This window comes from Micromonospora sp. L5, from assembly GCF_000177655.2.
Taxonomy (GTDB): domain Bacteria; phylum Actinomycetota; class Actinomycetes; order Mycobacteriales; family Micromonosporaceae; genus Micromonospora; species Micromonospora aurantiaca.
In genome coordinates this window covers 4,799,024-4,821,290 of the sequence record NC_014815.1, presented here as the reverse complement: position 1 = coordinate 4,821,290, position 22,267 = coordinate 4,799,024, and the positions used below count along the sequence as shown (strand labels likewise).

17 protein-coding genes are annotated in these 22,267 nt (G+C 73.7%); 10 read left to right on the top strand and 7 right to left on the bottom strand.

Annotation, left to right across the window (positions count from 1 at the left end; all coding sequences use genetic code 11):
* Positions 1–25: 25 nt before the first annotated feature.
* Positions 26–6,046 (bottom strand): SDR family NAD(P)-dependent oxidoreductase, encoded by a 6,021-nt coding sequence (locus ML5_RS22510; RefSeq protein WP_013476296.1) that lies wholly within the window; start codon positions 6,044–6,046, stop codon positions 26–28.
* A gap of 198 nt (positions 6,047–6,244) precedes the next feature.
* On the opposite strand from ML5_RS22510, the gene ML5_RS22505 reads away from it, so the two are divergent.
* The 5 genes from ML5_RS22505 (at position 6,245) to ML5_RS22485 (ending at position 12,632) form a co-directional block, all read left to right on the top strand.
* Positions 6,245–7,123, top strand: coding sequence for a DUF6039 family protein (locus ML5_RS22505; protein WP_013287045.1), 879 nt, complete (start codon positions 6,245–6,247; stop codon positions 7,121–7,123).
* Positions 7,124–7,129: 6 nt separating this feature from the next.
* Positions 7,130–7,888 carry an enoyl-CoA hydratase-related protein gene (locus tag ML5_RS22500; RefSeq protein WP_013287046.1) on the top strand — a complete coding sequence of 253 codons (759 nt, stop codon included), beginning with the start codon at positions 7,130–7,132 and terminating at the stop codon, positions 7,886–7,888.
* Positions 7,885–10,038: an acyltransferase domain-containing protein gene (locus ML5_RS22495; RefSeq protein ID WP_013476295.1), complete on the top strand. Its 2,154-nt coding sequence runs from the start codon at positions 7,885–7,887 to the stop codon at positions 10,036–10,038. Before ML5_RS22500 ends, ML5_RS22495 begins: the two co-directional genes overlap by 4 nt.
* A 555-nt stretch (positions 10,039–10,593) precedes the next feature.
* Positions 10,594–11,355, top strand: coding sequence for a Crp/Fnr family transcriptional regulator (locus ML5_RS22490; RefSeq protein WP_013287048.1), 762 nt, complete (start codon positions 10,594–10,596; stop codon positions 11,353–11,355).
* Positions 11,352–12,632, top strand: a complete 1,281-nt coding sequence (locus ML5_RS22485; protein ID WP_013476294.1) for a cation:proton antiporter — start codon at positions 11,352–11,354, stop codon at positions 12,630–12,632. The genes ML5_RS22490 and ML5_RS22485 overlap by 4 nt, the downstream gene beginning before the upstream one ends.
* Before the next feature lie 20 nt (positions 12,633–12,652).
* On the opposite strand, the gene ML5_RS22480 is transcribed toward ML5_RS22485, so the two are convergent.
* On the bottom strand, positions 12,653–13,192 hold the full coding sequence (locus ML5_RS22480) for a DUF1697 domain-containing protein (RefSeq protein ID WP_013287050.1): 540 nt from the start codon (positions 13,190–13,192) through the stop codon (positions 12,653–12,655).
* A 126-nt stretch (positions 13,193–13,318) separates the two neighbouring features.
* On the opposite strand from ML5_RS22480, the gene ML5_RS22475 reads away from it, so the two are divergent.
* From ML5_RS22475 to ML5_RS22465, 3 genes are all read left to right on the top strand, one after another.
* On the top strand, positions 13,319–14,560 hold the full coding sequence (locus ML5_RS22475; RefSeq protein ID WP_013476293.1) for a hydroxymethylglutaryl-CoA synthase family protein: 1,242 nt from the start codon (positions 13,319–13,321) through the stop codon (positions 14,558–14,560).
* Positions 14,561–14,583: 23 nt separating this feature from the next.
* Positions 14,584–16,068, top strand: a complete 1,485-nt coding sequence (locus ML5_RS22470) for a class I adenylate-forming enzyme family protein (protein WP_013476292.1) — start codon at positions 14,584–14,586, stop codon at positions 16,066–16,068.
* 144 nt (positions 16,069–16,212) lie between these two features.
* Positions 16,213–16,626: a DUF4260 domain-containing protein gene (locus tag ML5_RS22465; protein WP_013287053.1), complete on the top strand. Its 414-nt coding sequence runs from the start codon at positions 16,213–16,215 to the stop codon at positions 16,624–16,626.
* A gap of 21 nt (positions 16,627–16,647) precedes the next feature.
* On the opposite strand, the gene ML5_RS22460 is transcribed toward ML5_RS22465, so the two are convergent.
* The 3 genes from ML5_RS22460 to ML5_RS22450 form a co-directional block, all read right to left on the bottom strand.
* Complete coding sequence (locus ML5_RS22460; protein ID WP_013476291.1) at positions 16,648–17,289, bottom strand: M23 family metallopeptidase; 642 nt, start codon at positions 17,287–17,289, stop codon at positions 16,648–16,650.
* A 7-nt stretch (positions 17,290–17,296) separates the two neighbouring features.
* Positions 17,297–18,244: a hypothetical protein gene (locus ML5_RS22455; RefSeq protein ID WP_013476290.1), complete on the bottom strand. Its 948-nt coding sequence runs from the start codon at positions 18,242–18,244 to the stop codon at positions 17,297–17,299.
* 130 nt (positions 18,245–18,374) lie between these two features.
* Positions 18,375–19,232 carry an SDR family NAD(P)-dependent oxidoreductase gene (locus tag ML5_RS22450; protein WP_013476289.1) on the bottom strand — a complete coding sequence of 286 codons (858 nt, stop codon included), beginning with the start codon at positions 19,230–19,232 and terminating at the stop codon, positions 18,375–18,377.
* Between the two features lie 166 nt (positions 19,233–19,398).
* Here ML5_RS22450 and ML5_RS22445 point away from each other — a divergent pair, with 166 nt between their 5' ends.
* Entirely contained in the window at positions 19,399–20,304 is a 906-nt protein-coding gene (locus tag ML5_RS22445; protein WP_013476288.1) for a helix-turn-helix transcriptional regulator, read from the top strand.
* Positions 20,305–20,323: 19 nt separating this feature from the next.
* Here ML5_RS22445 and ML5_RS22440 read toward each other — a convergent pair whose 3' ends face one another.
* Both ML5_RS22440 and ML5_RS22435 read right to left on the bottom strand, forming a co-directional pair.
* A complete protein-coding gene (locus ML5_RS22440) occupies positions 20,324–21,172 on the bottom strand; it encodes an oxidoreductase (protein WP_013287058.1) in 849 nt (282 codons plus the stop codon).
* Positions 21,169–21,582, bottom strand: a complete 414-nt coding sequence (locus tag ML5_RS22435; RefSeq protein WP_013476287.1) for a nuclear transport factor 2 family protein — start codon at positions 21,580–21,582, stop codon at positions 21,169–21,171. The genes ML5_RS22440 and ML5_RS22435 overlap by 4 nt, the downstream gene beginning before the upstream one ends.
* 106 nt (positions 21,583–21,688) lie before the next feature.
* Between ML5_RS22435 and ML5_RS22430 the strand changes: the two genes are divergently transcribed.
* Positions 21,689–22,237, top strand: a complete 549-nt coding sequence (locus ML5_RS22430) for a TetR/AcrR family transcriptional regulator (RefSeq protein ID WP_013476286.1) — start codon at positions 21,689–21,691, stop codon at positions 22,235–22,237.
* Positions 22,238–22,267 lie beyond the last annotated feature (30 nt).

The following is a 22,267-nucleotide window of genomic DNA, read 5'->3' as shown; positions in this document are numbered from 1 at the left end:
CGGGAACCTGCCTCCGGTCTTCTGGTCAGTCGGTGGTGACGAGTTGCAGTCGCAGCAGGGACGCCGTGAGCGGCTCGCCCGTGTCCGGCCGGGCCGGGGGTGGCGCCTCGGCCGGGCCGTCGCCGTCGAGCCACAGCCGCCTGCGCCGGAACACCGGGCGGGGCAGCGGCGCCCGGCGTACCGGCCCCGGCGGCGCGCCACTGAGCACGAGGTGGGCGTTGGTGCCGCCGAGGCCGAACGAGCTGACGCCGGCGACGCGTTCCCGGCCGGCCGGCCAGCCGACCGGTTCCGTGGTGGGGTGCAGCGGTGAGCGGTCGAAGTCGAACCGCGGGTTCGGGGTGTCGCAGAACAGCGTCGGCGGGATCGTGCCGTGTTCCAGGGCGAGCGCCACCTTGAACAGCCCGGCCATGCCGGCGGCGCTGAGCAGGTGGCCCAGGTTCGACTTCACGCTGCCGATCTCGATCCGGCCGCCGGGCCGGTCGCCGAAGACGTCGTTGAGGGCACGCAGCTCGATCGGGTCGCCGATGAGCGTGCCGGTGCCGTGCGCCTCCAGCATCGTGATGTCGGCGGGGCGCCGGCCGGCGGCGGCCAGCGCCTGCCGGACCACGTCGGCCTGGGCGGCGGGGCTGGGGGTGGTGACGCCCATCGTGTGCCCGTCGTTGTTCACCGCCACGCCGTCGATCACGGCGTGGACGCGGTCGCCGTCGGCGAGCGCGGCCGCCAGCGGTTTGAGCAGCACCACGCCGCAGCCCTCGCCGGGCACGAAGCCGTCGGCGCGTTCGTCGAACGTCCAGCACCGGCCGGTCGGGGACAGCGCCCGCGCGGCGCTCAGGTCGAGGTACGTCTCCGGGTCCAGCAGCACCTCGACGCCGCCGACGACCGCCAGCTCCGACTCCCCCGCGAGCAGGCTGCGGCAGGCGACCTGCACCGCGACGAGCGACGACGAGCAGGCGCTGTCGACGACCAGGTTCGGGCCGCGCAGGTCGAAGTGGTGTGCGACGCGGGCGGCGATGAAGTTCTGGTCGGAGCGCAGGACGTCGGTGCGGATCGGGACGCGTCGGCCGTAGTCGGACAGCCGCGCCCCGGCCACGACGGCGACGCGCCGGCCGCGCAGTTCGTCCGGGGCGTATCCGGCCTCGGCCAGGCACTCCGCGGTGCCCTCCAGGAACATCCGGATCGCCGGGTCCAGGCAGCGCGCCTCGTCGTCGCTCATGTCGAAGTAGCCGGGGTCGAACCACTCGATGCCCTCGACGAAGCCGCCCCACTTGCTGATCGACCGTCCGAGGCCGGGCTCGGGCGAGTACCAGCGGCGGTGGTCCCACCGCTCGGCCGGCACCTCGGTGACCGCGCAGCGCCCGTGGAGCAGGTTGTCCCACAGCGTCGCGGCGTCGGTCGCTCCCGGGAACCGGCAGGCCATGCCGATCACCGCCACCCGCCGGTCCAGGTCCGGCCGCGCGCCGCCGCCCGCGACCACCGCCGCCTGCGCCGCCGTCGGCACAGGCTCATCAACGGGTACGGGCGCAGCCACGGGTACGGGCGCCGTCACCGCGTCGGGTGGAGTCACGGGTCCGGGCGCAGCCACCGGCCCGGGCGAGTTCACCGCCTCGGGCGCAGTCGGCGGCTCGGGCTCGGGAGTCGCGGCCTGCACGCCGAGGTGGGCGGTGAGGCGCTCCAACGTGGGGTGCAGCAGCAGCGTCGCCGGGTCGAGATGGGTGCCGAGCCGCTCCTCGATGCGGATCAGCAGCTCGCCGAGGAGCACCGAGTCCACGCCCAGGTCGCCGAACTCGACGGTCGGGTCGAGGTCGCGCTCGGGAATGCCCAGCGCCGCCGAGAAGATGCCCACGAGCCAGCCCGGCGGGGCCGCCGGCCCGCCCGGCGCCGCCGGGGCCGTGGCCGTGCCCGTCGTCAGGGCCGGTGCCGGGGCCGGAATCGAGGCTGGGGCCGGCGCCGGGACCGAGGCTGGCGCCGGGATCGAGGCCGGGGCCGGGATCGAGGCCGGGGCTGGGACCGAGGCTGTCGCCGAGCCCGGGGCGGGCGTACCGGCAGCCGGAGCGCCTGCCACGACGGGGGATGACGTCGGCGCCGGGCGGCGCGGGCGCAGCCGCAGCAGGGCGTCGGGGTCGGGGGCGTCGCCGAGCGGCGGGCACGGCAGCACCACCGCGCCGGCCGGCAGGGCGAGCACGCGGTCGACGACGCGTAGTCCGGCGGCGTCGTCCAGCGGGGCGAGTCCGGCCGGCGCGCACGGGTTGGGGCGTCCGCTCGTGGACCCGGTCTGTGCCCACTGCGGCCAGTCCACCGAGCGGAACTCCGTACGGCCGGCGGCGATCCGCGCGCGGACCAGCTCGTCGACGGCGATGTTCGCGGCGGCGTAGTCGGAGACCCCGGCGGCCAGCCCGGTCACCGTGGCGCACACCGAGGAGAACACCAGGAAGAAGTCGAGCGGGTCGGCGGCGCACAGCGGCACCAGGGTCTCGAAACCGTCCAGCTTGGGCGCCATCACCGCGCGGACGTCCGCCAGGTCCTTGTGCAGGAACGCCGGGTTGCCCCGGCTCTCCACACCGGCGCAGTGCACCACGCCCCGCAGCGGGCCGAGTTCCGAGCGGACCTGCCGCAGGAACTCCTCGACGCCGGGGAACCCGCCGGCGTGCTGGAGCACGCGCACGCCGCGGGCGCGCAGGTCGTCCGCGACGCCGGTGTCCGCGTGGACGCCGACCAGGGCGATCGACCGGGCGCCGTGACCGGCCAGGTGCCGGGCGACGAGCGCACCGACGCCCCGGGTGCCGCCGGTCACCAGGTAGGCCCCGTCCGGGTCGCAACGCAGCGGCGCGTGGGGCGCCGGTACGAGGTCCAGGCGCGGCCGGTACCGCCGGCCGTCGGCGTACCGGACCTCGCCGTAGGCGTCGGCCCGTACCCATTCGGCGAGGATCCGGGCGGCGAGATCGGTGTCGTCGCCGGGCCGGTCGGTGTGCAGCACGGTGGCGGTGACGCGGGCGTACTCGGCGCCGAGGACCTTGACGAAGCCGGCCGTGCGGACGTCGTCGACGGCCGTCTCCAGGATCCGCAACGGCGTGGTGGGACGCTCGGCCAGCAGCCGCTGCACCATCCGTACCCGGGTCTCCCAGCCGGGCCCGCCGGGCAGGCCGACCAGCCCGCCGACGTCGGGCACGCGGGACAGCACGGCGGCGAGGTCCGCCACGTCGCGCACGGCCAGGCCGCCGAGACGGGCGACGAGATCGGGACTGCCACCGACGCACAGCATCACCCCGGCCACCGGCGACGCGGCCGGCCCGGGATCGGGATCCGGCTCCCACCCCTTGGCGTAGAGCGGCACCTCGGCGCCCGGCGCCGCCGCGACGGTCGGCGCCTGCGTGCCGGACGGCCCGGCACCGGCCGGTGTGTCCTCCGGCACCCAGCACCGCATGCGGGCGAACGGGTACGCCGGCAGGTCCACGACCGTCCGGCCCGGCTCGTGGAGCGCGGCCCAGTCGACGGCGCCGCCGGCCACCCAGTGCCGGGCGAGGTCGGTCAGGCTCGCGCCGGCCGGCGGCACGGCGTCCGGGTCCGGCGCGGCGGGCGCGCGGCCGCGCAGCACCGCGGGATCGGTGCGGTAGGCGGTGAGACGCTCGCGCAACGTCGCGACGTCCTCGACCACGACCGCCAGCCGCTGCCGCAGCGGCTCCCGGCCGACCTGGAGCGTGTAGGCGATGTCGGCGAGGGCCGGCCCGTCGTGCGCCAGCAGCGCGGCGGCGTGGTCGGCGGCCGAACCGGGGTGCTCCCCGGCGGCGATCCGCCGGACCGCGGCGACGAGGTCCGCCGTGCTCGGTCCGCGGTCCCGGCGCAGGTAAGCGACGAGCCGCCGCACCACCTCGTCGAGGCGGTCCTCGTCGTAGGCGGACAGGACGACGAGCTGCGGGCCGGGCGGCGCGGCCGGGCGGGTACGGGCGGGTGGCGCGGCGACGACCGCGTGGGCGATGGTCCCTCCGGCGCCGAACGAGCTGACGCCCGCGACCCGGGGGCCGGTCCACTCGGCCCGCTGCCGCTGCACCCGGAACGGCACGGCGTCCCAGGGGATGTTCGGGTTGAGTTCGTCGGCGTGCAGCGACGGCGCGAGCACGCCGTGCCGCAGTTGCAGGATGACCTTGGTGAGACCGGCGAGTCCGGCGGCGGCCTCGGTGTGCCCGATCGTCGACTTCACCGAGCCGATCGGGATGCTGCCGGGCGGCAGGTCGGTCCCGGCCGCGTCCCGGTACGCCCGGGTCAGGCCGTCGATCTCGACCGGGTCGCCGAGCGCCGTGCCGGCGCCGTGTGCCTCCACGTAGCCGATCTCGGCGGGTCCGGTACGGGCGTCGCGCAGCGCCCGCCGTACCACGTCGGCCTGCGCGACCGGGCTGGGCACGATGTAGCCGTTCGTCCGTCCGGCGTGGACGACGGCGGTGCCGCGGATCACGGCGTGCACCGGGTCACCGTCGTCCAGCGCCCGCCGCAGCGGCTTGAGGATCAGCGCGCCGACCCCCTCGGCCGGCACGAACCCGTCGCCGCCGGCGCCGAAGGTCCGGCTGCGCCTGTCGGTCGCGGTGAGCTTCATCCGGTGCTGCTGGATGAACTTGTTCGGGTGCAGCGACAGGCTGACGGCCCCGGCCACCGCCAGTTCGGCCTCGCCGCGCCGCAGGCTCTGCACCGCCAGGTCGAGCGCCACCAGCGCGGAGGAGCACATCGTGTCCACGGTGAGGCTCGGGCCGTGCAGGTCGAAGCAGTACGACACCCGGTTGGCGATGCCGCCGAGCGTCGCGCCGGAGTCCTGCGGGACGCCGCGCAGCGTCCGCTCCGCCCCGAACAGCGGGTACTCGTTCCACATCGCGCCCGCGTACACGGCGACCGAGGAGTGGTGCCGCTCCCGTAGCCGGGCGCGGGTGTATCCGGCGCTCTCCAGCGCGGCCCAGGTCACTTCGAGGAACAGCCGTTCCTGCGGGTCCATCAGGGCGGCGTCGCGGGGGGTGATGCCGAACAGCAGCGGGTCGAACCGGTCGACGTCGTCGAGGTACCCGCCGTCCATGAGGTGGGTCGGCCATCCCGGTCGCGCGCGCTCGGGTGGGTGCGGGGTGACGCAGTCGCGGCCGCCGGCGAGGTTGTCCCAGAACGCGTCGAGGTCGGGCGAGCGCGGGTAGCGTCCCGCGACGCCGATCACCGCGATCTCCGTCTCGCGCTCCTCCTCCGGCTCCCGCTCCACGGCGACGGCCGGCGCCGGCACGACGTCCGCAGCGGGCGGTGCGGCGGACTCGGCAGGTGCGACGGACTCGGTGGGTTCGGCGGGTACGGCAGGTGCGGCGGACCCGGCAGGCTCGGCGGGAACCGCGCCGGCGGGAGCCGTGCGGCCGGCCGCCGCCAGCGCCGCGGCGACCTCTCCAAGGGTGGCGTGCTCGAAGAACAGCGTCCGCGACCGCTCGCCCAGGTCGTTCTCCAGCCGGGCGGTCAGTCGCGTCACGAGGAACGACGACAGGCCCAGCTCGGTCAGCGGCAGGAGCGGGTCGACGGACTCGGCGGGCAGGCCGGACACCTCGGCGTACACCTCGACCAGATAGGCCCGCAGCGACCCGGCCGGGTCGCGCGGCCGTGCGGCGGGCGGGGCCGGTGGCGCCGCACCGAAGGGGTAGCCGGGCAGCGGCACCCGCGGGCGTGGTCCCGGCCAGTACCGCCGCCAGTCGACCAGGCCGCCGCCGACCCAGTCCGCGGCGGCGTCGGCGTCGGTCGGCGCGGCGGCCGGCGCGAACGGCGCCCCGGCGACGCCGTGCAGCACCCCGTCGCGGGCCTCGCCGCGCAGGTAGGCGTCGAGTCCGCCGACCAGGTCCGCGACGCTCGCGCACCGCACGGCGAGCCGGTGCGGCAACGGCATCCGGCCGACCTGCGTGGTGTACGCCACGTCGGCGAGGTCGAGCGCCGGGTCCGCGGTGGAGACGTGCTCGCGCAGCCGGTGCGCGGACCGGCGTAGCCGCTCCGGATCGGCGGCGGAGAGGACAACGGCGTGGGCTGGATCGGTCTGTTGCGTCACGGCACCTGCCCGCCTGGGAAGGGTCGACGGCCGAGGATCCCGGCCGAGTCATCACGCTAGGCAGTCGTACCGGCTTCGCCTGCTCAACCTTGAGCAGGCCGGTTGCTTCCGGCGCCCGCTCAACCGTGAGCAGACACGCCGTCGGCCGTCCCCGTAGAAACGGGCCGGAACCGGCGATCTCACCTGAGGAGCGAACCGATGACCACGACGGTCGAGCCGTACCGCGCGCTGAACCAATCGTCGCTGCCGCTGGAGCGGGTGCTGCACACGCTCAACTCCGGCTTCATCCTGCACCGGGTCGGCCAGATGGCCTACGGGTTCGCCGCCGAGGGGCGCCAGTTCAGCGTGGACCTGCTGCAGTACATCAACACCTCGCAGGAGGGCGTGGCGACGTCGTTCGCCTTCGAGGAGGTGTTCGGCGGCCGGGACCGGATGCACTGGTTCATCCACCTGAAGTCCCCGCAGGACTACCGGATCCTGCTCAACATGGTCGACCACGACCTGGAGTTCCGCCGGATCTCCGACGAGGACCGGCTGCCGCACAAGGGCGGCGGCAACTGGGACCGCATCTTCGTCCACCGCAGCCTGCACGAGGACGTGCTCGTACCGCAGCACGGGATGGACCACGACGGCGACGACGCCGAGCCGGCGACCTTCGTGCCGCCCGCCTCGTCCCAGCTCAACCAGCCGCCGGAGCAGCAGATCAACTCGGCGACGGCCGGCGCGATCGTCATGCGGACCTCGGACGTCAAGTACGAGTTCCGCGAGGAGGGCCGGATGTACGCGGCCCACTGGCAGCACTTCGTCAACGAGCGGCTCGCCGGCCGGGTCACCGCGACGCTGTACGAGCAGACCTGGGGCCAGCAGGACCACCTGTTCCAGCTGATCCACCTGCGCAGCGTCGACGACTACCACGAGCTGCGCGAGCTGGAGCGCGGCAAGGAGATGGCCACCGAGGTGTTCGGCCGGCGCCGGCTGCACGAGTCCAAGGGCGGCGGCACCTGGGACCGGCTGTTCATCGAGGGCAGCATCCGCGACACGCTGCTGCTGCCGCAGGTGCCGAGCGGCGCGGCCTGAGCTCCGATGGCGTACCGCACGATCGAGCTCCGGCGCGAGCCCGGGCTGTTGCGCGTCACGCTGGCCCGGCCGGAGCGGCGCAACGGCATCGACGACGAGACGCTGCGCGAGCTGCACGCCGCACTCGACGAGGCCGAGGGCGACGCCGCCTGCCGGGCGGTGGTCCTGGCCGGGCGTGACGGCGTGTTCAGCACGGGCATGGACTTCCAGAGCGCCGCCGGTGACGGTGGCGCGTCCGACGGGGGCGCGGCGTTCTTCGCCCTGCTGGAACGCTTCACCACAGTGCCGCGGGTGGTGATCGCCCAGGTGGACGGGCAGGTCGCCGGTGGTGGTGTCGGGCTGGTCGCCGCCAGCGACTTCGTGCACGCCACCGCCCGCAGCACGTTCGCGCTGCCGGAGGCGCTGTGGGGGTTGCTGCCCTGCTGCGTGCTGCCGTTCCTGGTGCGGCGGGTCGGGTTCCAGAAGGCGTACGCCGCGACGTTGAGCACGCAGACGATCGCCGCGGCCGAGGCGTACCGGATCCATCTCGTCGACGAGGTCGCCGAGCGTCCCGAGACGGTGCTGCGGCAGCTGCTGTTCCGGCTCAACCGCCTCGACCCGGTTGTCGTCGGCGACGCCAAGCGGTACTTCCGGGCGTTCTCCGGCGTCGACGACCGGCTGCGCGACCACGCGGTCACCGAGTTCGGCCGGCTGATGTCGGCGCCCGCGGTGCGGCAGCGGATCACGGAGTTCGTCGCGCACGGCCGCTACCCCTGGGAACGGTGATCGCCGTGCGCGCGTGGGTCTTCCCGGGGCAGGGATCGCAGCATCCCGGCATGGGCGAGGGTCTCCTGGACCGTTTCCCCGCCGAGTGCGCCACCGCCGAGCGGCTCATCGGCGTGCCGCCGGCGCAGCTGTGCCGGGACGCCCGGGGCGAGTACCTCGGCCGCACCCGGTACGTGCAGCCGGCCGTGTTCCTGGTCAGCGTGCTGGCCGCCCGGGCCGCGCTGGCGGACGGCCGTCCGCCACCCGAGGTGGTGGCCGGGCACAGCCTCGGCGAGTACGCCGCGCTGCACCTCGCCGGCTGCCTGGACTTCGACAGCGCGCTGAGCCTGGTCGTCCGCCGTGGGCGGCTGATGGAGAGCGTGACCGGCGGCGGCATGGTGGCGGTGCTCGGCCTGCCGCTGTCGCGGGTGACGGAGCTGCTGGCCGGGATCCCGGACGTCGACCTCGCCAACCACAACCTGCCCGACCAGTTCGTGCTGGCCGGCAGCACGGCGGGCATCCGCGCGGTCGTCGACGCCGTGCCGCGGCTCGGTACGGGCCGGTGCGTGCCGCTGGCGGTCAGCGTGCCGGCGCACTCCCGGTTCATGGCCGGCGCCGCGGAGGCGTTCGCGGTGGCCCTGCGCGACGTCACGCCGGGCCCGCCGTCGATCCCGGTGGTGAGCAACGTGACCGGGTCGCCCCACGTCCCGGGCGAGATCCCGGGCACGCTGCTGCGGCACTTCGTCGAGCCGGTCCGGTGGTGGGACACGATGTGCCTGCTGGCCCGGTCGGGGGTGACCGAGCCGGTCGAGGTCGGTCCCGGTGAGGTGCTGACCAAGATGTGGCGCCGGGCCGCCGGGAGCCTGCCGGCACCCGTTCCCGGCGGGCCGCTCGCGCCCGCCGCGCCCGCCGCGCCGGCCGCGCTTCCGGTGACTGCGCCGGCCGCGCCGGTGACGCGAGGGCCCGCCCTCGGCCCACCGCCGGCCACCGCCTCGCGTCCGCGCCCGGCGGGCTCGCCCGGGCTGCGGTCCGACTACGGCATCCGGTACGCCTGCCTGGCCGGGTCCTCCCCGTTCGGCGTCACGTCGCCGGCGTTCCTGCGACGGCTGTCGGAGGCCGGACTGCTCGGCTTCTTCGGCGCCCAGGGTCTGGCGCCGCCGGAGATCAGGGCCGCGCTGGCCGAGCTTCGCGACGTCCGCCGGTACGGCATGGCCTGGCCGTCCGGTGGTGACGAGCGGGCGCTGTGCGACCTGTACCTCGCCCACGACGTCCGCCATGTGGAGGTCACCGGTCCGCTCGCCGTGGTGTCGCCGCAGCTCGTGCGGTTCCGCTACGGCGACGGTCCCCGGCAGGTCCTGGTCCGTGCCCCGGATCTGGCCACGGCGGTCCGGTTCCTGCGCCCCGCCGACCCGGCGACGGTACGGGCGCTGGCCGCCGCCGGGCACCTGGACGGCGAAGCAGCGGGTGCGGCGGCACGGGAGGCGGTCGCCACCGACGTGGCAGTCGAACGGGACGCCCATGCGCTGGTGCCGGCTCTGGTGGCCCTGCGCGACCGGGAGGCGCCGGGGGCGCGGATCGGGGTGGCCGGGGTGGGCACCCCGGCGTCCGTCGCCGCCGCCTTCGCGCTCGGGGCCGACTTCGTCGTCACGACGACGGTGAACCAGTGCACCGCCGAGGCCGCCACGTCGGACGCGGCGAAGGATCTGCTCGCCGCGCTCGACGTCACCGACATCCGTGAGGCGCCCGATCCGGACCTGTTCGAGCTCGGCGCGCGGTCTCCGGTGGCGCACCGGGGCACCCTGTTCGCCGCTCGCGCCGAGGAGCTGTACCGGATGTTCCTGCGCTACGACCGGCTGGCCGACGTCGGCCCGCGGCGGCTCGCCGAGTTGGAGCGGACGCACTTCGGCCGCCCGCTGGACGAGGTGCGCGCCGATCTCGGCGTCGCAGGGCGGGACGACCGGCGCGTGCTCGCGTCGGTCTGCGCCGCCTACTGCCGGGAGGCCACCGCCGCGGCCCTGCGCGGAACGCCGGGTCAGCGGCTGAACTACCGGGTGCCGGCCTCCACCGACGTCGGGGCGTTCAACCGGCTCGTCGCGGCGGAGCCGCTGGTCGACTGGCGGGTCCGGCACGCCGAGTCGGTCACCGAGCGGCTGCTCAGCGAGGCAAATTGACCTAAATCATTAAAAAGGCCAGCCGACTCCCATTCCGCTGACAATCACCCCCTACGAACCCAACCGAGGTCGCAAAATGCCTGGTCATTGCGCTGCGTAGACACCCGCCACCCAATTAGTTACGATGGCGGCGGGCATTAATACGGCTCAATCAAGCAGTATGCGCAACCCTCGCCCACACCCTCCGAAAGGCCCCTTGCATGCATTTGCTTCACTGGATGAACGCGTCCCGAACATGGAAGAAACCAGACACCACAGATAGATGGACATCGTAGGTCGCGCCATGCCGCCGCCCAGATTAAGCGCTCCTGCCTGCGGAAATGCAGGTGGGTCGCCTCAGCGCCGGGCGCGCGGCATGCCGAGCACGACCGACGGGACGAACGGCCGGCACGGGCCGTATTGCAATTCCGACAGTTTGCCGACACCGGCTGAAGAAATACTTGCCGGCGTTGCGGCTGTACTGTCAACGATTGATAGCGTCACGCATTTCACCAGCGAATGATCAGGAACCTGACAACACGCCCGAGCCACGACATCGGGCGCCAGGAGGCCTCCTTGCGAATCGCCGGCGCCACCACCAGTTTGCGTAACGAGCTGCATCGGCTGATCCGGGACGACCCGACTTTCGCCGTCCGCACACACGTCCCGCGAGGCGGGGCCGCGTACAACTCCGGCGACCACGATCTGCGGATGTACCTCGTGGAGGTCGGCCAGTTCAAGACCATCGCGTCCTCCGCGGACGGCAAGCAGTGCCTGCTGTCGATCCACACACGGGGCGACATGTTCGGCGAGCTCGGCCTGCTCGGCGGGCCACGCCACGACACCGCCCGGGCCATGCGCGACAGTGTGATCAGGAGAGTCAACTCGGCGAAGCTGTTCGACCTGCTGAGCAGCGACGAACAGCTCAACTGGCACTTCACCCGGTTCCTCATGGCCAAGCTGCTCGACCAGCAGCAGGCCATCACCCAACTGGTCACCATGGACAGCGAACACCGGCTGGCCGCGACCCTGCTGCGACTCGCCCGCAAGGTGGGCCGGCGGCTCAACCTCGGCATGCAGATCGACGCGAAGATCACCCAGGAGGAGCTGGCCAGCATGGTCGGCACCACCCGGTCCCGCGTCGGGCTGTTCCTCAAGCACTTCCGCGCGGCGAAGCTGGTGGATCAGCTGCCCGGCGGATATCTCCTGATCAACGAGCCGGCGCTGACCCGGTACGTGGAGTGCGGACAGTACGAGCCCGCCCGGTGGGGCGCCGAGCCGATCCGGCCGGTGAACGGCGCACGCCTGCTGCGCGGCGACCGGGAACTGTCCGCATGAGCGCCGTCCTGGTCCTCCTGCACGGAGCCGCGCTGCTCGTGGCGCTGCTGCTCGTCGGCGGGACCGGACGAGCCGTGGCGCGGCTGTTGCGGCAGCCGCCGGTGATCGGGGAGATCGTCGCCGGTCTCCTCGTCGGCCCGGCCCTCGTCCTGTTCGCCGGTCACGACGGGCTGGCGGCGGTGCTGCCGGAGGACGTACGCGCACTCCTGCGCCTGGTCGCCGAGGGTGCCCTGGTGCTCTTCCTGGTCGGCCTCGCGCGTGAGCTGCGGGTCGGGCCGGCGCGCGACGACCGCAGGCTGGCCTGGGTGACCGCCGGTGCGCTCGTCCCGGCGCTGGCCTGCGGGGTGCTCGTCGCACTGTGGGTCCAGTTCGTCGCCGGACCGGCCGTACGCGGCGACGCGCCGATGCCGGCCTTCGTGCTGGGCGTCGCGGTGACGCTGTCCATCACCGCCGTTCCGGTGCTGGCGCGGCTGCTGACCGAGCGGGGCCTGACGGAGACGACGGCCGGGGCCCTCGCGCTGGCCGCCGCCGTGGTCGTCGACGTCGTCGGCTGGCTGCTGCTGTCCCTGGCCGTCGGGCTGGGCGCCGGAGACCCCGCGACCTTCGGCCGCGCGATGGCGGTCCTCGCCGGCGCGTTGCTGCTGGCCGGCGGGATCCGATGGGTGCTGCGCCGCGCCCGGGCGGCACTGTGGTGCGGCCGGTGGCCGGCCGCCAGTGCCGTGGTGCTCGGCGTGGTGGCTCTCGTGGTCGGCTTCGGCGTCCACCTCCTCGGGCTGACCGCGGTGTTCGGCGCGATCCTGGTCGGCCTGGCGGTGCCGCCCGGCGAGCCCTGGGACGCGCCGACCGCCGCCGTGTCGCGGCTCGGGCGGTCGCTGCTGCCGATCTTCTTCGTGAGCGCCGGGCTCACCGCGCTGACCGGCGCGGTCGCCAGCACGCCGTGGTCGCTGGTGGTCGTCGTGCTCGTCCTCGGACTCGCCGGGAAGATCGGCGGCGGCTATCTCGGCAGCCGGCTCGGCGGCTGCTCTCCCGCAGAGGCGACACGGATCGGGATCCTGCTCAACACGCGCGGGCTCACCGAGCTCATCGTGCTCCAGGTCGCGTTCCAGGCCGGCATCCTCAGCCCGCCGCTGTTCCTCGCCCTGCTCATCATGGCGCTGGTCACGACGCTTCTCACCGGCCCGCTGCTGTCGTTGGCGGACCGGTTCGTGCGGGCCGCCGACGCCGGTGACAGCGCCTCGGACGCCGTGTCCGGCCCGTCAATGGTGAGCCCGCGATGACGGGTATGACGGGTACGCGGTCAGGACGCCGCCATGTCGCGCAGCTTCAGCACCGAGCGCCAGTTGCGGGTCGTCCCGACCACACCGGTCTTCTTCTCCACGAAGGCGTTGCTGAGCTTGCTGCGCCCGTACCCGTCGGGAACGTGCACGAACACGTCGCGGCCGAGCAGCGTCAGCGTGCCGCTCTCGCCGGGCGGGGCGGCGAGCGCCGCCTGTTTGTCCGCGCCGGGGTCGCCGCTGAGCATGGTGACGAGCAGCTTCGTGTGGTCCGTCTGGACGTCGAGATACGGATTGGCGGCGATCATCGCGTCGAGCTCGTCCAGGCTGCGCAGCAGCACCGGCACGTCGCGACCCCACCGCTGCTTGATGCCCCTGTCGATCTCGGCCAGGATCGCGACCTCGTCGGTCTCGGGGCAGCCGAACACGACGTTGCCGCTCTGGATGTACGTGGCCACGCCGTCGAAGCCGCAGGAGACGAAGACCTCTTTCAGCTCCGTCATCACCATCGAGCTACCGCCACCGATGTTCACCGCACGCAACAGAGCGACGTATCTCGTCATGACCCGGGATGGTAACCGGCCGGGCCGATCGCGGGCGCTCAACTCTGAGCAGACACGCCCGGCCCGCGGTCGTACAACGTCAGGGACCGCGGCGGTGAGGGATCCACGAAGAGGAGAGGCCCGAGGATGATCACCACGGCGGTCGGCATCGAGGATCTCCACGTCTACCCCGGCCGGGCGTACGTCGACGTGCCCAGCCTGTTCGAGGCGCGCGGCCTGGACCCGTCGCGGCTGCCGAACCTGATGATGCGCCGCCGGTCGGTGAGCCTGCCCTGCGAGGACCAGGTGACCCACGCGGTCAACGCCGCCCGGCCGCTGGTCGACGCCCTGTCGCCGGAGCAGCGGGAGGCGATCGAGCTGGTGGTGGTGGCCACCGAGTCGGGGCTCGACTTCGGCAAGCCGATCAGCACCTATGTCCACGACCTCCTCGGCCTGCCGCCGCGCTGCCGGTCGTTCGAGGTCAAGCACGCCTGCTACGGCGGCACCGCCGCCCTGCAGAGCGCGGCGGCGATCATCGCCGCGAGCCCGGCGCCGGACGCGCGGGCGCTCGTGATCGCCACCGACATCGCCGGCGTCGCGGCGGCCGGCAGCTACTTCGAGCCGTCGGAGGGCGCCGGCGCGGTCGCGATGCTGGTCAGCCGTACGCCCGACGTGCTGCGGCTCGACCTGGGCGCCAGCGGCTACCACACCCAGGAGGTGATGGACACGCTGCGGCCCCGGCCGGACGTCGACGTGGTGAACTCCGACCTGTCCCTGCTCGCCTATCTCACCTGTCTGGAACGGTGCTTCGCCGCCTACCGGGACCGCGTCGAGGGCGCCGACATCGTCACCACGTTCGACCACCTCGTCTTCCACATCCCCTTCGCCGGGATGGTCAAGGGCGCCCACCGCACGCTGCTGCGCAAGACCAAGCGCATGGCGCCGGCCGACATCGACAGGGACTTCGCGGCGCGGGTGGCCCCGTCGTTGTCGTACACCAGCGAGATCGGCAATCTCTACTCCGGTTCGCTCTACCTCGCGCTGTGCTCGCTGATCGACCACGCCGACTTCACGGTGGCCCGCCGGATCGGCCTGTTCTCCTACGGCTCCGGCTGCGGGTCCGAGTTCTTCAGCGGGGTCGTCACCGAGCGCGCCGCCGGCCGGCTCGCGGCCCGCCCGCTCGCCCGCGCCGTGGAGGAACGCCGCCGGCTCACAGTCGCCGAGTTCGACGAGTGGAGCCGGCACACCGCCGACCGCGCCTTCGGCGTCCGCGACGCCGTCCTGGACACCGGCCCCTACCGGTCCGTCCTGGACAGCCACGTGGCCGGCCGGGGCCTGCTGCTGCTCGACCGGATCGAAGACTTCCACCGCGTGTACCGGTGGAGTTGAGCGCGCCATCCGAGGGAGGACCCATGAGTGTGCCCACGTCCGCGGTCGTCGTACCCGACCTGCTCCGGCACCGCACCGGCCTGATGCCCGAGCAGGAGGCGATAAACGTCCGCGGCAAGACGGCGATCACCTACCGGGACTGGGACCGGCGCTCGAACGCCGTCGCCCGCGCGGTGCTCGACCGGCTCGGCGGCACCGGGCGGGGCGCCCGGGTGGCGCTGCTGTTCGGCGGCGACGACTGGATCGACTACGCCGTCGCCTACCTCGGCGTGCTCAAGGCCGGCGCCACCGCCGTACACGTGAACGACACGATGCCGGCGGTGGAGCTGCGCCGCCGGTTCGACCAGTGTGCGGTGGCCGGTGTGATCCGCGGCGCGGCGCTCCCGCCGTGGCGGGACGACGCCGGACGCTGGTCGGTGGTCGTCGCGGACCTCGACCAGGGCGACTCCGCCGCCGTCGACACCGGCGTCACCCCCGAGGACATCTCCGACATCCTCTACACCTCCGGCACCACCGGCCCGGCGAAGCCGTTCACCAACCCGCACGGCAACCTGACGTACGGGCGCGGGTCCGCCGCCCTCGGGCAGCTGGTCGACCCCGCGCCGCTGCTCGCGCCGATGCCGCTGGGCACCACGTCGAGCGCGACGACTGTCGCGGTGCTGGCCACCACGACGCCGTCACCGCTGATCGTGTGCTCACCGGACGACCCGGAGGAGATCGCCCGCCTGCTCGCCACGCACGGCTGCGCGACGCTCATCCTCACCCCGTGGACCGCGATCCGGCTCGCCGCCATCCGCCCGCAGGACCGCTACGACCTCGGCTCGGTCAAGACCATCGGCAACGCGTCGGCGATCATGCCGCCGCGAATCGCCCGCGACCTCCTCGCGGCCATGCCGAACGCCACCATCGCCAACGCCTACGCGCAGTCCGAGGCGGTGCCGGCGATCATCCTGGGCAACGTCGACCCGGACCGGCCGATGTGGCTGGGACGCCCCGGACGCGGCACCGAGATGCGCGTCGTCGACCCGCAGGGCGAGCCGCTGCCGCCGGGCGAACTCGGCGAGGTGTGGCTGCGCTGCGAGGCGCCCAAGCGGCTGTACCTCGACCAGGCGCTCAACGCCCGCGTGCACGCCGGCGGGTGGACCCGCACCCGCGACCTCGGACGCGCCACCGCCGACGGCGAGCTGTTCCTGTTCGACCGGATGACCGACGTCATCACCACCGACGGGAAACTCGTGTCGTCGCTGGAGGTCGAGGCCGCGCTCTACGACCACCCCTCGGTACGCGAGGCCACAGTCGTCGCGCTGCCCGACCCGGAGCACGGCGAGATCGTCGCCGCCGTCGTGGCGGCCGACCCGGCCCTGGACGACGCGACGCTCGCCGCGTTCCTCGCCGAGCGGCTGGAGCCGCACCAGGTCCCCGCCCGCATCCACCGCCTCGACGCGCTGCCCCGCGGCGGCACCGGCAAGGTGCTGAAGTACCAGTTGCGGCAACGCTTCGGCGGCTGACCGTCGCGGTTGCCGCCGGCGCACGGCCTCCGCCGCGTACCCTGTCAGAGCTGGTGGCGGCACGAGCCGGCTGCCTCCGACCACCCCGGCCACGGGGGTGCACGGGCCTTGCGCAAGGGCCACTGACAGACATCGAGGTGGGAGATGCCGCAGCTGAACCCGGTCGCGGCGCAGCGCGTGGAGGCCGTCGCCGTCGCGGCCCTCGCCGTCGTCGTGACCGTCGCGGCCGGGTACCCGTGGTGGTCGCTGCTCGCCCTCTTCCTCGTCTTCGACCTGTCCATGCTCGGCTACCTGCGCGGGCCGCGCGTCGGCGCCGTCTGCTACAACGTGGCGCACTCGTACACGCTGCCGGCGGCGCTCGGCGCGGTGGCAGTGGCAGCGGCCGCGTCCGGCGACCGGATCGACTGGCTGGGAGTCCTGGCCGTCGCGTGGGCGTTCCACATCGCCGTCGACCGCGCCCTGGGCTACGGCCTCAAGACGACCGAGGGGTTCGAGCACACCCACCTCGGCCTGATCGGAAAGGCCCGGCGTGCCGGATCGTCCACCGACGAACGCTGACGGTCCCGGTCCCGGTCCCGGTCACGGGCGCGTCGGCCGGCAGTTCGCGCTCGTCAGCCGCACCGAGTACTCGCGGTCGTCGGACGTGATCCCGGACGGCACGCCGTCGAAGTATGCCTCCACCTTCTCCCAGCCCCGGCGCTGCTCGTAGTGCAGGTGCGGGGCGCCGGAGTTCCCGGTGCTGCCGACCCGTCCGAGCTGATCGCCCCGGGCCACCCGCTGACCGGCCTGCACCGACGGCGGTTCGAGCAGGTGCAGGTACTGCGTCTCCCATTTGCCACCGTGGTCGATCTTGACCCAGTAACCGCCGCCGCGCCCCCGCGGCCCGTCCGGATCCTGCGGGGTACGGCCGCCCAGCGAGCCGTTGATCCCCGCCACCGTGACGGTGCCGTCGGCGGAGGCGAGCACCGGCCGTCCCCACGCGTCCCCAGAAGTCGGGAAGAAGTCGACGTCGTAGTCGTCGTGCCCCGGATAGGTGGACAGCCGCCACGTCTCGCCGCAGGCCACCGGGAGCTGGAAGTCCGGTCGCGGGCCTGGTGGCCGCACCAGCGGCACCACGACCGCCGCACCGGCGGCGAGCGCCGCGAGGACGCCGACGATCAGCAGGACGCGCGGGGCGCGGCGGCGCGGGCGGCGGGAACCGTGGGGACGCTCGGCGGTCATCCGGGCCTCAGCCCAGCTCGATGACGGGCCGGGTCAGGATCTCGTCGGCGTATCCGTCGTCGGAGGCGACCCACCGGCCGAAATCCTCGTCGCGGTACGCGGTCGCGAGGGTGAGCCAGCCCAGGAAGAAGCCACTCCCGCCACAGGTGGCACCGCCGCCGTCGCCACCGCACACGACGGTGCGCTCGGTCGTCGCCTCGTGCCGGTAGGGGTCCTGCCCGATCGCCAGACCCCAGAGGTTCTCCTGCCGGTGCGGGCCGGTCCTGTGGTCGTACGGATAGCCGTCTCCGGGGCAGTCGTCGCCCCAGCGGAACAGGGTCGTCGCACCGGCGCCGCACGCCCACTCCCACTCGTCCGGAGTGGTCGTCCGCACGCCGAGGCTCCCGAGCCCGGCCATCGCCTCGTCGTACGAGACCTCGCGGATCGCCCGGGCGCGCACCACCCGCCCGGTCGTCCGGTCGAACTCCACAGTCAGCCCGTCACCCGACCGGAAGGTGCGCACCCCGCCGAACCGGTTCCCGACCGACGCGACCAACTCCCGCACCCGAGGGTCGTCCGGCGCCAGCGGCACCTCGCACGGGTCGAACGCGTCCACCGCGACCAGCATCGCCGGCATGTCGACGTCGCGTACGGGCGACGTCATCGCGTCGACGTACTCGATCAGCGACGGAAGGCCGAACTCGGCGGCGCTGTCGGCGTAGTCGGCGGTCTGGTGCGCCGCGGGCCGGAAGCGGGCCGCGTCGTAGCCGAGCGTCGGCCGGCCGCCGGGTACGAGAGCGAACCGCATCCCGCCCCGGTCGAACAGCGCAGTCCGGTGCGACCGCCCCGCGTACGCCGTGGCGCCCAGGCCGGCCACTGTCAGCTCGTGCCGGGCGGCGACGTCCTGGGCGAGCCGGCCGGCAGCGCCGTCGGAGAGATCGTTCCACTGGGCAAGACTGAGATCGGCGTACGACACGGCGAAAGGATAGCCACGGGCTCCGACAGAGCCGGATCGGCGCCGGTGCGACCGTCGGCCCGCCTCCGGAGGCGGCCGACGCGAGCTGTCCGGGTGCGCGACGGCACGCCGCGGCCCGTCGACGAAGCGGTCAGGCTTCGTCGGCGTCCGTGCTGAGCGCGAGTTCGCGGCCGGCCTCGATGTCGGCGAGCAGCGCCGCCACGCGCGCCTTGGCCAGGCCGTAGGAGTCGGAGCCGAGCACCTGGTGCAGCGGCGCCCTGCCGCCGACGGCCACCTCGACGATGGCGGCCGCGGCCTTGACCGGGTCGCCGAGCTGGGTGCCGGGCATGGCCAGGTGCGCCTCGGTCATCTCGCGGATCGCCTCGTAGCCGTCGGTGGTGCGCGCCGGCAGGCCGAGGGAGGACGTCCGAAGGAAGTCGGTACGCGTGTAGCCGGGTTCCACGACGGTGACCTTGATGCCGAGGTGTGCGACCTCGGCCGCGAGCGAGTCCGACAGACCCTCCAGGGCGTACTTCGCGGAGCAGTAGAGGCCCCAGCCGGGGAACGCGGTCAGCCCCAGGATCGAGGACACGTTGACGATGTGGCCGCTGCCGGCGGCGCGCATGCCGGGCAGGGCCGCGCGGAGCACGTTCCAGACGCCGAAGACCTGCACCTCGAACATCGTCCGGACCTCGGCGTCGCCTGCCTCCTCGACCGCGCCGAGGAAGCCGTACCCCGCGTTGTTGACCACGACGTCGATCCCGCCGAAACGGTCGGTGGTGGCCCGGACGGCCGCCGTCACCGCGGCCTCGTCGGTCAGGTCGAGTTCGAGGGGAAGCAGTCGCTCACTGCCGACCGGCCCGAGGGCCGCGACGAGCCGCTCGGCCGACCGGGTCGTCGCCGCGACGTCGTCACCCCGCTCCAGCAACTGCTTGACCAGTTCGAGGCCGATGCCGCGGGACGTGCCGGTGACGAACCACGTGGCCGGACCTGCGGTGGGGTAGGGCATGGGAACTCCCGGATCTCGGTGTCGTCGTGTCCTCGGCCGGGGACGCCACTCCATCGTGGGTACGAGGGAGGGCCGAGAACACAGCCGGACGAGCCCAGCGCTGCCTGGGAACGGCGTACCCACCCAGGCGGTGTCGCGGACGACGTTCGCGGCGGATCATCGGGTCATGGCAGGACACTCCGACCTCGGCCGATTCCTTCGTCAGTGCCGGGCCGACCTGACTCCGGAAGCGGCCGGCATCGCCGCCGTGGCGCAGGGACGCCGCGTCCGCGGACTGCGCCGCGAGGAGGTGGCCCTGCTCGCCGGCGTGAGCGTCGACTACTACACCCGGCTCGAACAGGGCCGGCACACCAGCCCTTCGGCCGCTGTCGTCGACGCCTTGGCCCGGGTCTTCCGGCTCGACGCCGCCGCCCGCGCCCACCTCGCCGACCTCGCGCGGCCGGCGAGGCGCAGCAGCCGGCAGATGCCCGCCCAACGGGTACGCCCGGCGATGCACCAGCTGCTCGCCTCGATGACCGAACACCCCGCGCTCATCCTCGGACGGCGCACGGACGTGCTCGCCTCGAACGCCCTGGGCCGTGCCCTCCTCACCGACTGGACACTGCTCCCGCCGCGGCACCGCAACTACATCCGGTGGGTCTTCCTCGACCCGGGCGCCCGCGACGCCTTCCTGGACTGGCCGGCGGTGGCCGCCGACGTGGTCGGCACCCTGCGCCTCTACGCCGGGCGCAATCCCGACGATCCGCAGCTCAGCGAGCTCGTCGGCGAGCTGAGCATCAAGAGCCCGGAGTTCCGGGCCTGGTGGAACGGCCGCCACGTGCACGAACGCACGCACGGCACCAAGCGGATGCACCACCCCGCGGTCGGGCCGATCACCCTCCGCTACGAGGCCCTCGTCCTGCCCGGCGACCCGGACCAGACGCTGTTCCTCTACACCACCGATCCCGGCAGCCCGTCGTACGACAACCTGCGCCTGCTGGGATCGCTAGCCGCCCGGACCGCGCCGGCCCCCGGCAGAGCCTCGTCCACGCCGCTGTCCGACGCGAGCAGGACCGAACCGAACCCGTCCTGACGTCGGCCGCGCGTCGATCTCAGGCCCGCGAGGCGTCCGCGGTCCGAGGGACTCCGGCCAGCCGGTCGCGGCAGAAGTCCCGAAACGTCCGGGGTGGCCGGCCGGTCACGTCCGCGACCGTCGTCGTGACCCGGTCCTCCGAGCCCGCGGCGACGGCCGTGTCCAGGCCCGCGAGGAAGCGGGCGTAGTCGGGCGCGAGGCCGTGAGCCTCGTGGTACGCGGTGAGCGCGTCCTCGTCGACCGCACGGTGCCGGACCGGGCGGCCGAGGAAGTCGGTGAGCGTGGCGGCGACGTCGGCGTAGCTCAGCCGCTCGGGACCGGTGATGACGTGCTCGGTGTCGTGGGGCGCGGGGTCCGTGAGGGCACGCACCGCCACCTCGGCGATGTCGGCCGGATCCACGAAGCCCACGCGGGCGTCGCCGGTGGCGCTGACGATCTCGCCACGCTCCCGGGCGCTCGCGGCGTGCGGATGGTCGCCGACGAAGTTCTCCATGAACCAGGACGGTCGCAGCACCGCCCACTCGGGGATCATCTCGCCGAGCTGGGCCTGCACCTCGCCCAGTCCCGGCGTGCCGGCCTCGATCGCCGACGAGCTGAGCAGGACGGCCCGCCGTACCCGGGCACGCCGGGCCAGGTCCAGGAACGGCAGCATGGTCGGCGCCGGGTCGGCGTCGCCGAGGGGCGCGATCAGGTAGAGCGCTGTCACACCGTCCAGCGCCGTGTCGTGCGTGCTGCGGTCGTACCAATCGAAGCGGACGCCCTCGGCGGACGCCCGGCGGCTGGCGACGCGGGCCCGGCGGCCGGCGGCGGCGAGTCTCGCGGCGACGAGCCGGCCCGTCGTTCCCGTGCCTCCGACGACGAGGATCATGCCCGCACCCCCTCGCCGAACAGTTCCCGCACGGCCAGCGGGTTCCAGTAGTCGCGATAGCGCAGGATCCGCCCGGCCCTGATGGTGAGGACGGCGATGTAGCGCAGCCGGTACGGCTCGCCCGTGGCGACGACGACGCCGGTGGCGGTGAACTCGGCGACGATCACCTCCCGGTCGGCGGTCTGGTGGACAGTGACGTCGGCGATCTCGCGGATGTCCAGGGTCCGCGGGTAGTCGATGAGGTAGTTGTGCAGCTCGGCGCGGCCGGCCACCCGGCTGGGCCGCCCGGCCGGCGCGAACGGGAACTCCATGACGGCGTCGTCGGCGAACAGGGCGATGAAGCCCGGCATGTCCTTGGCGAGCAGACGGTCCAGGGCCTGGTGGAACACATCGGTGGCGGTACTCGGCACTGCTGTTCCTTCCTGTCGGCGGCCGCCCGCGGTGATCTACGATAAGCGGACGGCCGGTCCGCTTCACCATAGCGGACTAGCGGTCCGTTTGCGAGAGGGGGCAGGAGTGCGGGCTGACGCGGCGCGGAATCGGGAGGCGGTGCTCGCCGCGGCCGATCGGCTGTTCGAGGCGGCGAACGACCCCGACCGGATCTCCATGGACGACGTCGCCGCTGCCGCCGGCGTGGGCAAGGGCACGCTGTTCCGCCACTTCGGCGACCGGCTGGGCCTCGTCCGCGCCCTCTACGGCACGCGCGGCGAACAGCTTCAGGCGTCACTCGCGGCGAGCCCGCCCGGCGACTCGCCGGCGGACCGCGCCCTGCACCTGCTGCGGGAACTGGTCCGGTTCAAGCGGGCCAACCGCGTCCTCACGCTGGCCCTGGAGAACGCGGGAAGCGGAAGCCCCTATCGCAACGAGTCGTACGAGGAGTGGCACGCGACGCTGACCGCCATCGTGTCCGAGGCCCGGGGCCCCGAGTCGGCGGAGTTCCTCGCCCACGCCCTGCTGGCCGCGGTGCGCAGCGATCTCGTCGAGCATCTTCGCGACTGGCCCGACGAGCGCTGGGATGCCGGGCTCACCGCACTGACCCGGTCGGTGCTGACCTCCGGGCGGTAGTCCTACCCGACGGGTGCCAGGGTGGTGGGG

Bases quoted from the DNA above. Each gene is read 5' to 3' on its own strand.
- ML5_RS22470 (WP_013476292.1), top strand. From the start codon at position 14,584: ATGAGTGTGCCCACGTCCGCGGTCGTCGTACCCGACCTGCTCCGGCAC.
- ML5_RS22445 (WP_013476288.1), top strand. From the start codon at position 19,399: ATGGCAGGACACTCCGACCTCGGCCGATTCCTTCGTCAGTGCCGGGCC.
- ML5_RS22475 (WP_013476293.1), top strand. From the start codon at position 13,319: ATGATCACCACGGCGGTCGGCATCGAGGATCTCCACGTCTACCCCGGC.
- ML5_RS22460 (WP_013476291.1), bottom strand. From the start codon at position 17,289: ATGACCGCCGAGCGTCCCCACGGTTCCCGCCGCCCGCGCCGCCGCGCC.
- ML5_RS22485 (WP_013476294.1), top strand. From the start codon at position 11,352: ATGAGCGCCGTCCTGGTCCTCCTGCACGGAGCCGCGCTGCTCGTGGCG.
- ML5_RS22480 (WP_013287050.1), bottom strand. From the start codon at position 13,192: ATGACGAGATACGTCGCTCTGTTGCGTGCGGTGAACATCGGTGGCGGT.
- ML5_RS22500 (WP_013287046.1), top strand. From the start codon at position 7,130: ATGGCGTACCGCACGATCGAGCTCCGGCGCGAGCCCGGGCTGTTGCGC.
- ML5_RS22440 (WP_013287058.1), bottom strand. From the start codon at position 21,172: ATGATCCTCGTCGTCGGAGGCACGGGAACGACGGGCCGGCTCGTCGCC.
- ML5_RS22450 (WP_013476289.1), bottom strand. From the start codon at position 19,232: ATGCCCTACCCCACCGCAGGTCCGGCCACGTGGTTCGTCACCGGCACG.
- ML5_RS22465 (WP_013287053.1), top strand. From the start codon at position 16,213: ATGCCGCAGCTGAACCCGGTCGCGGCGCAGCGCGTGGAGGCCGTCGCC.
- ML5_RS22505 (WP_013287045.1), top strand. From the start codon at position 6,245: ATGACCACGACGGTCGAGCCGTACCGCGCGCTGAACCAATCGTCGCTG.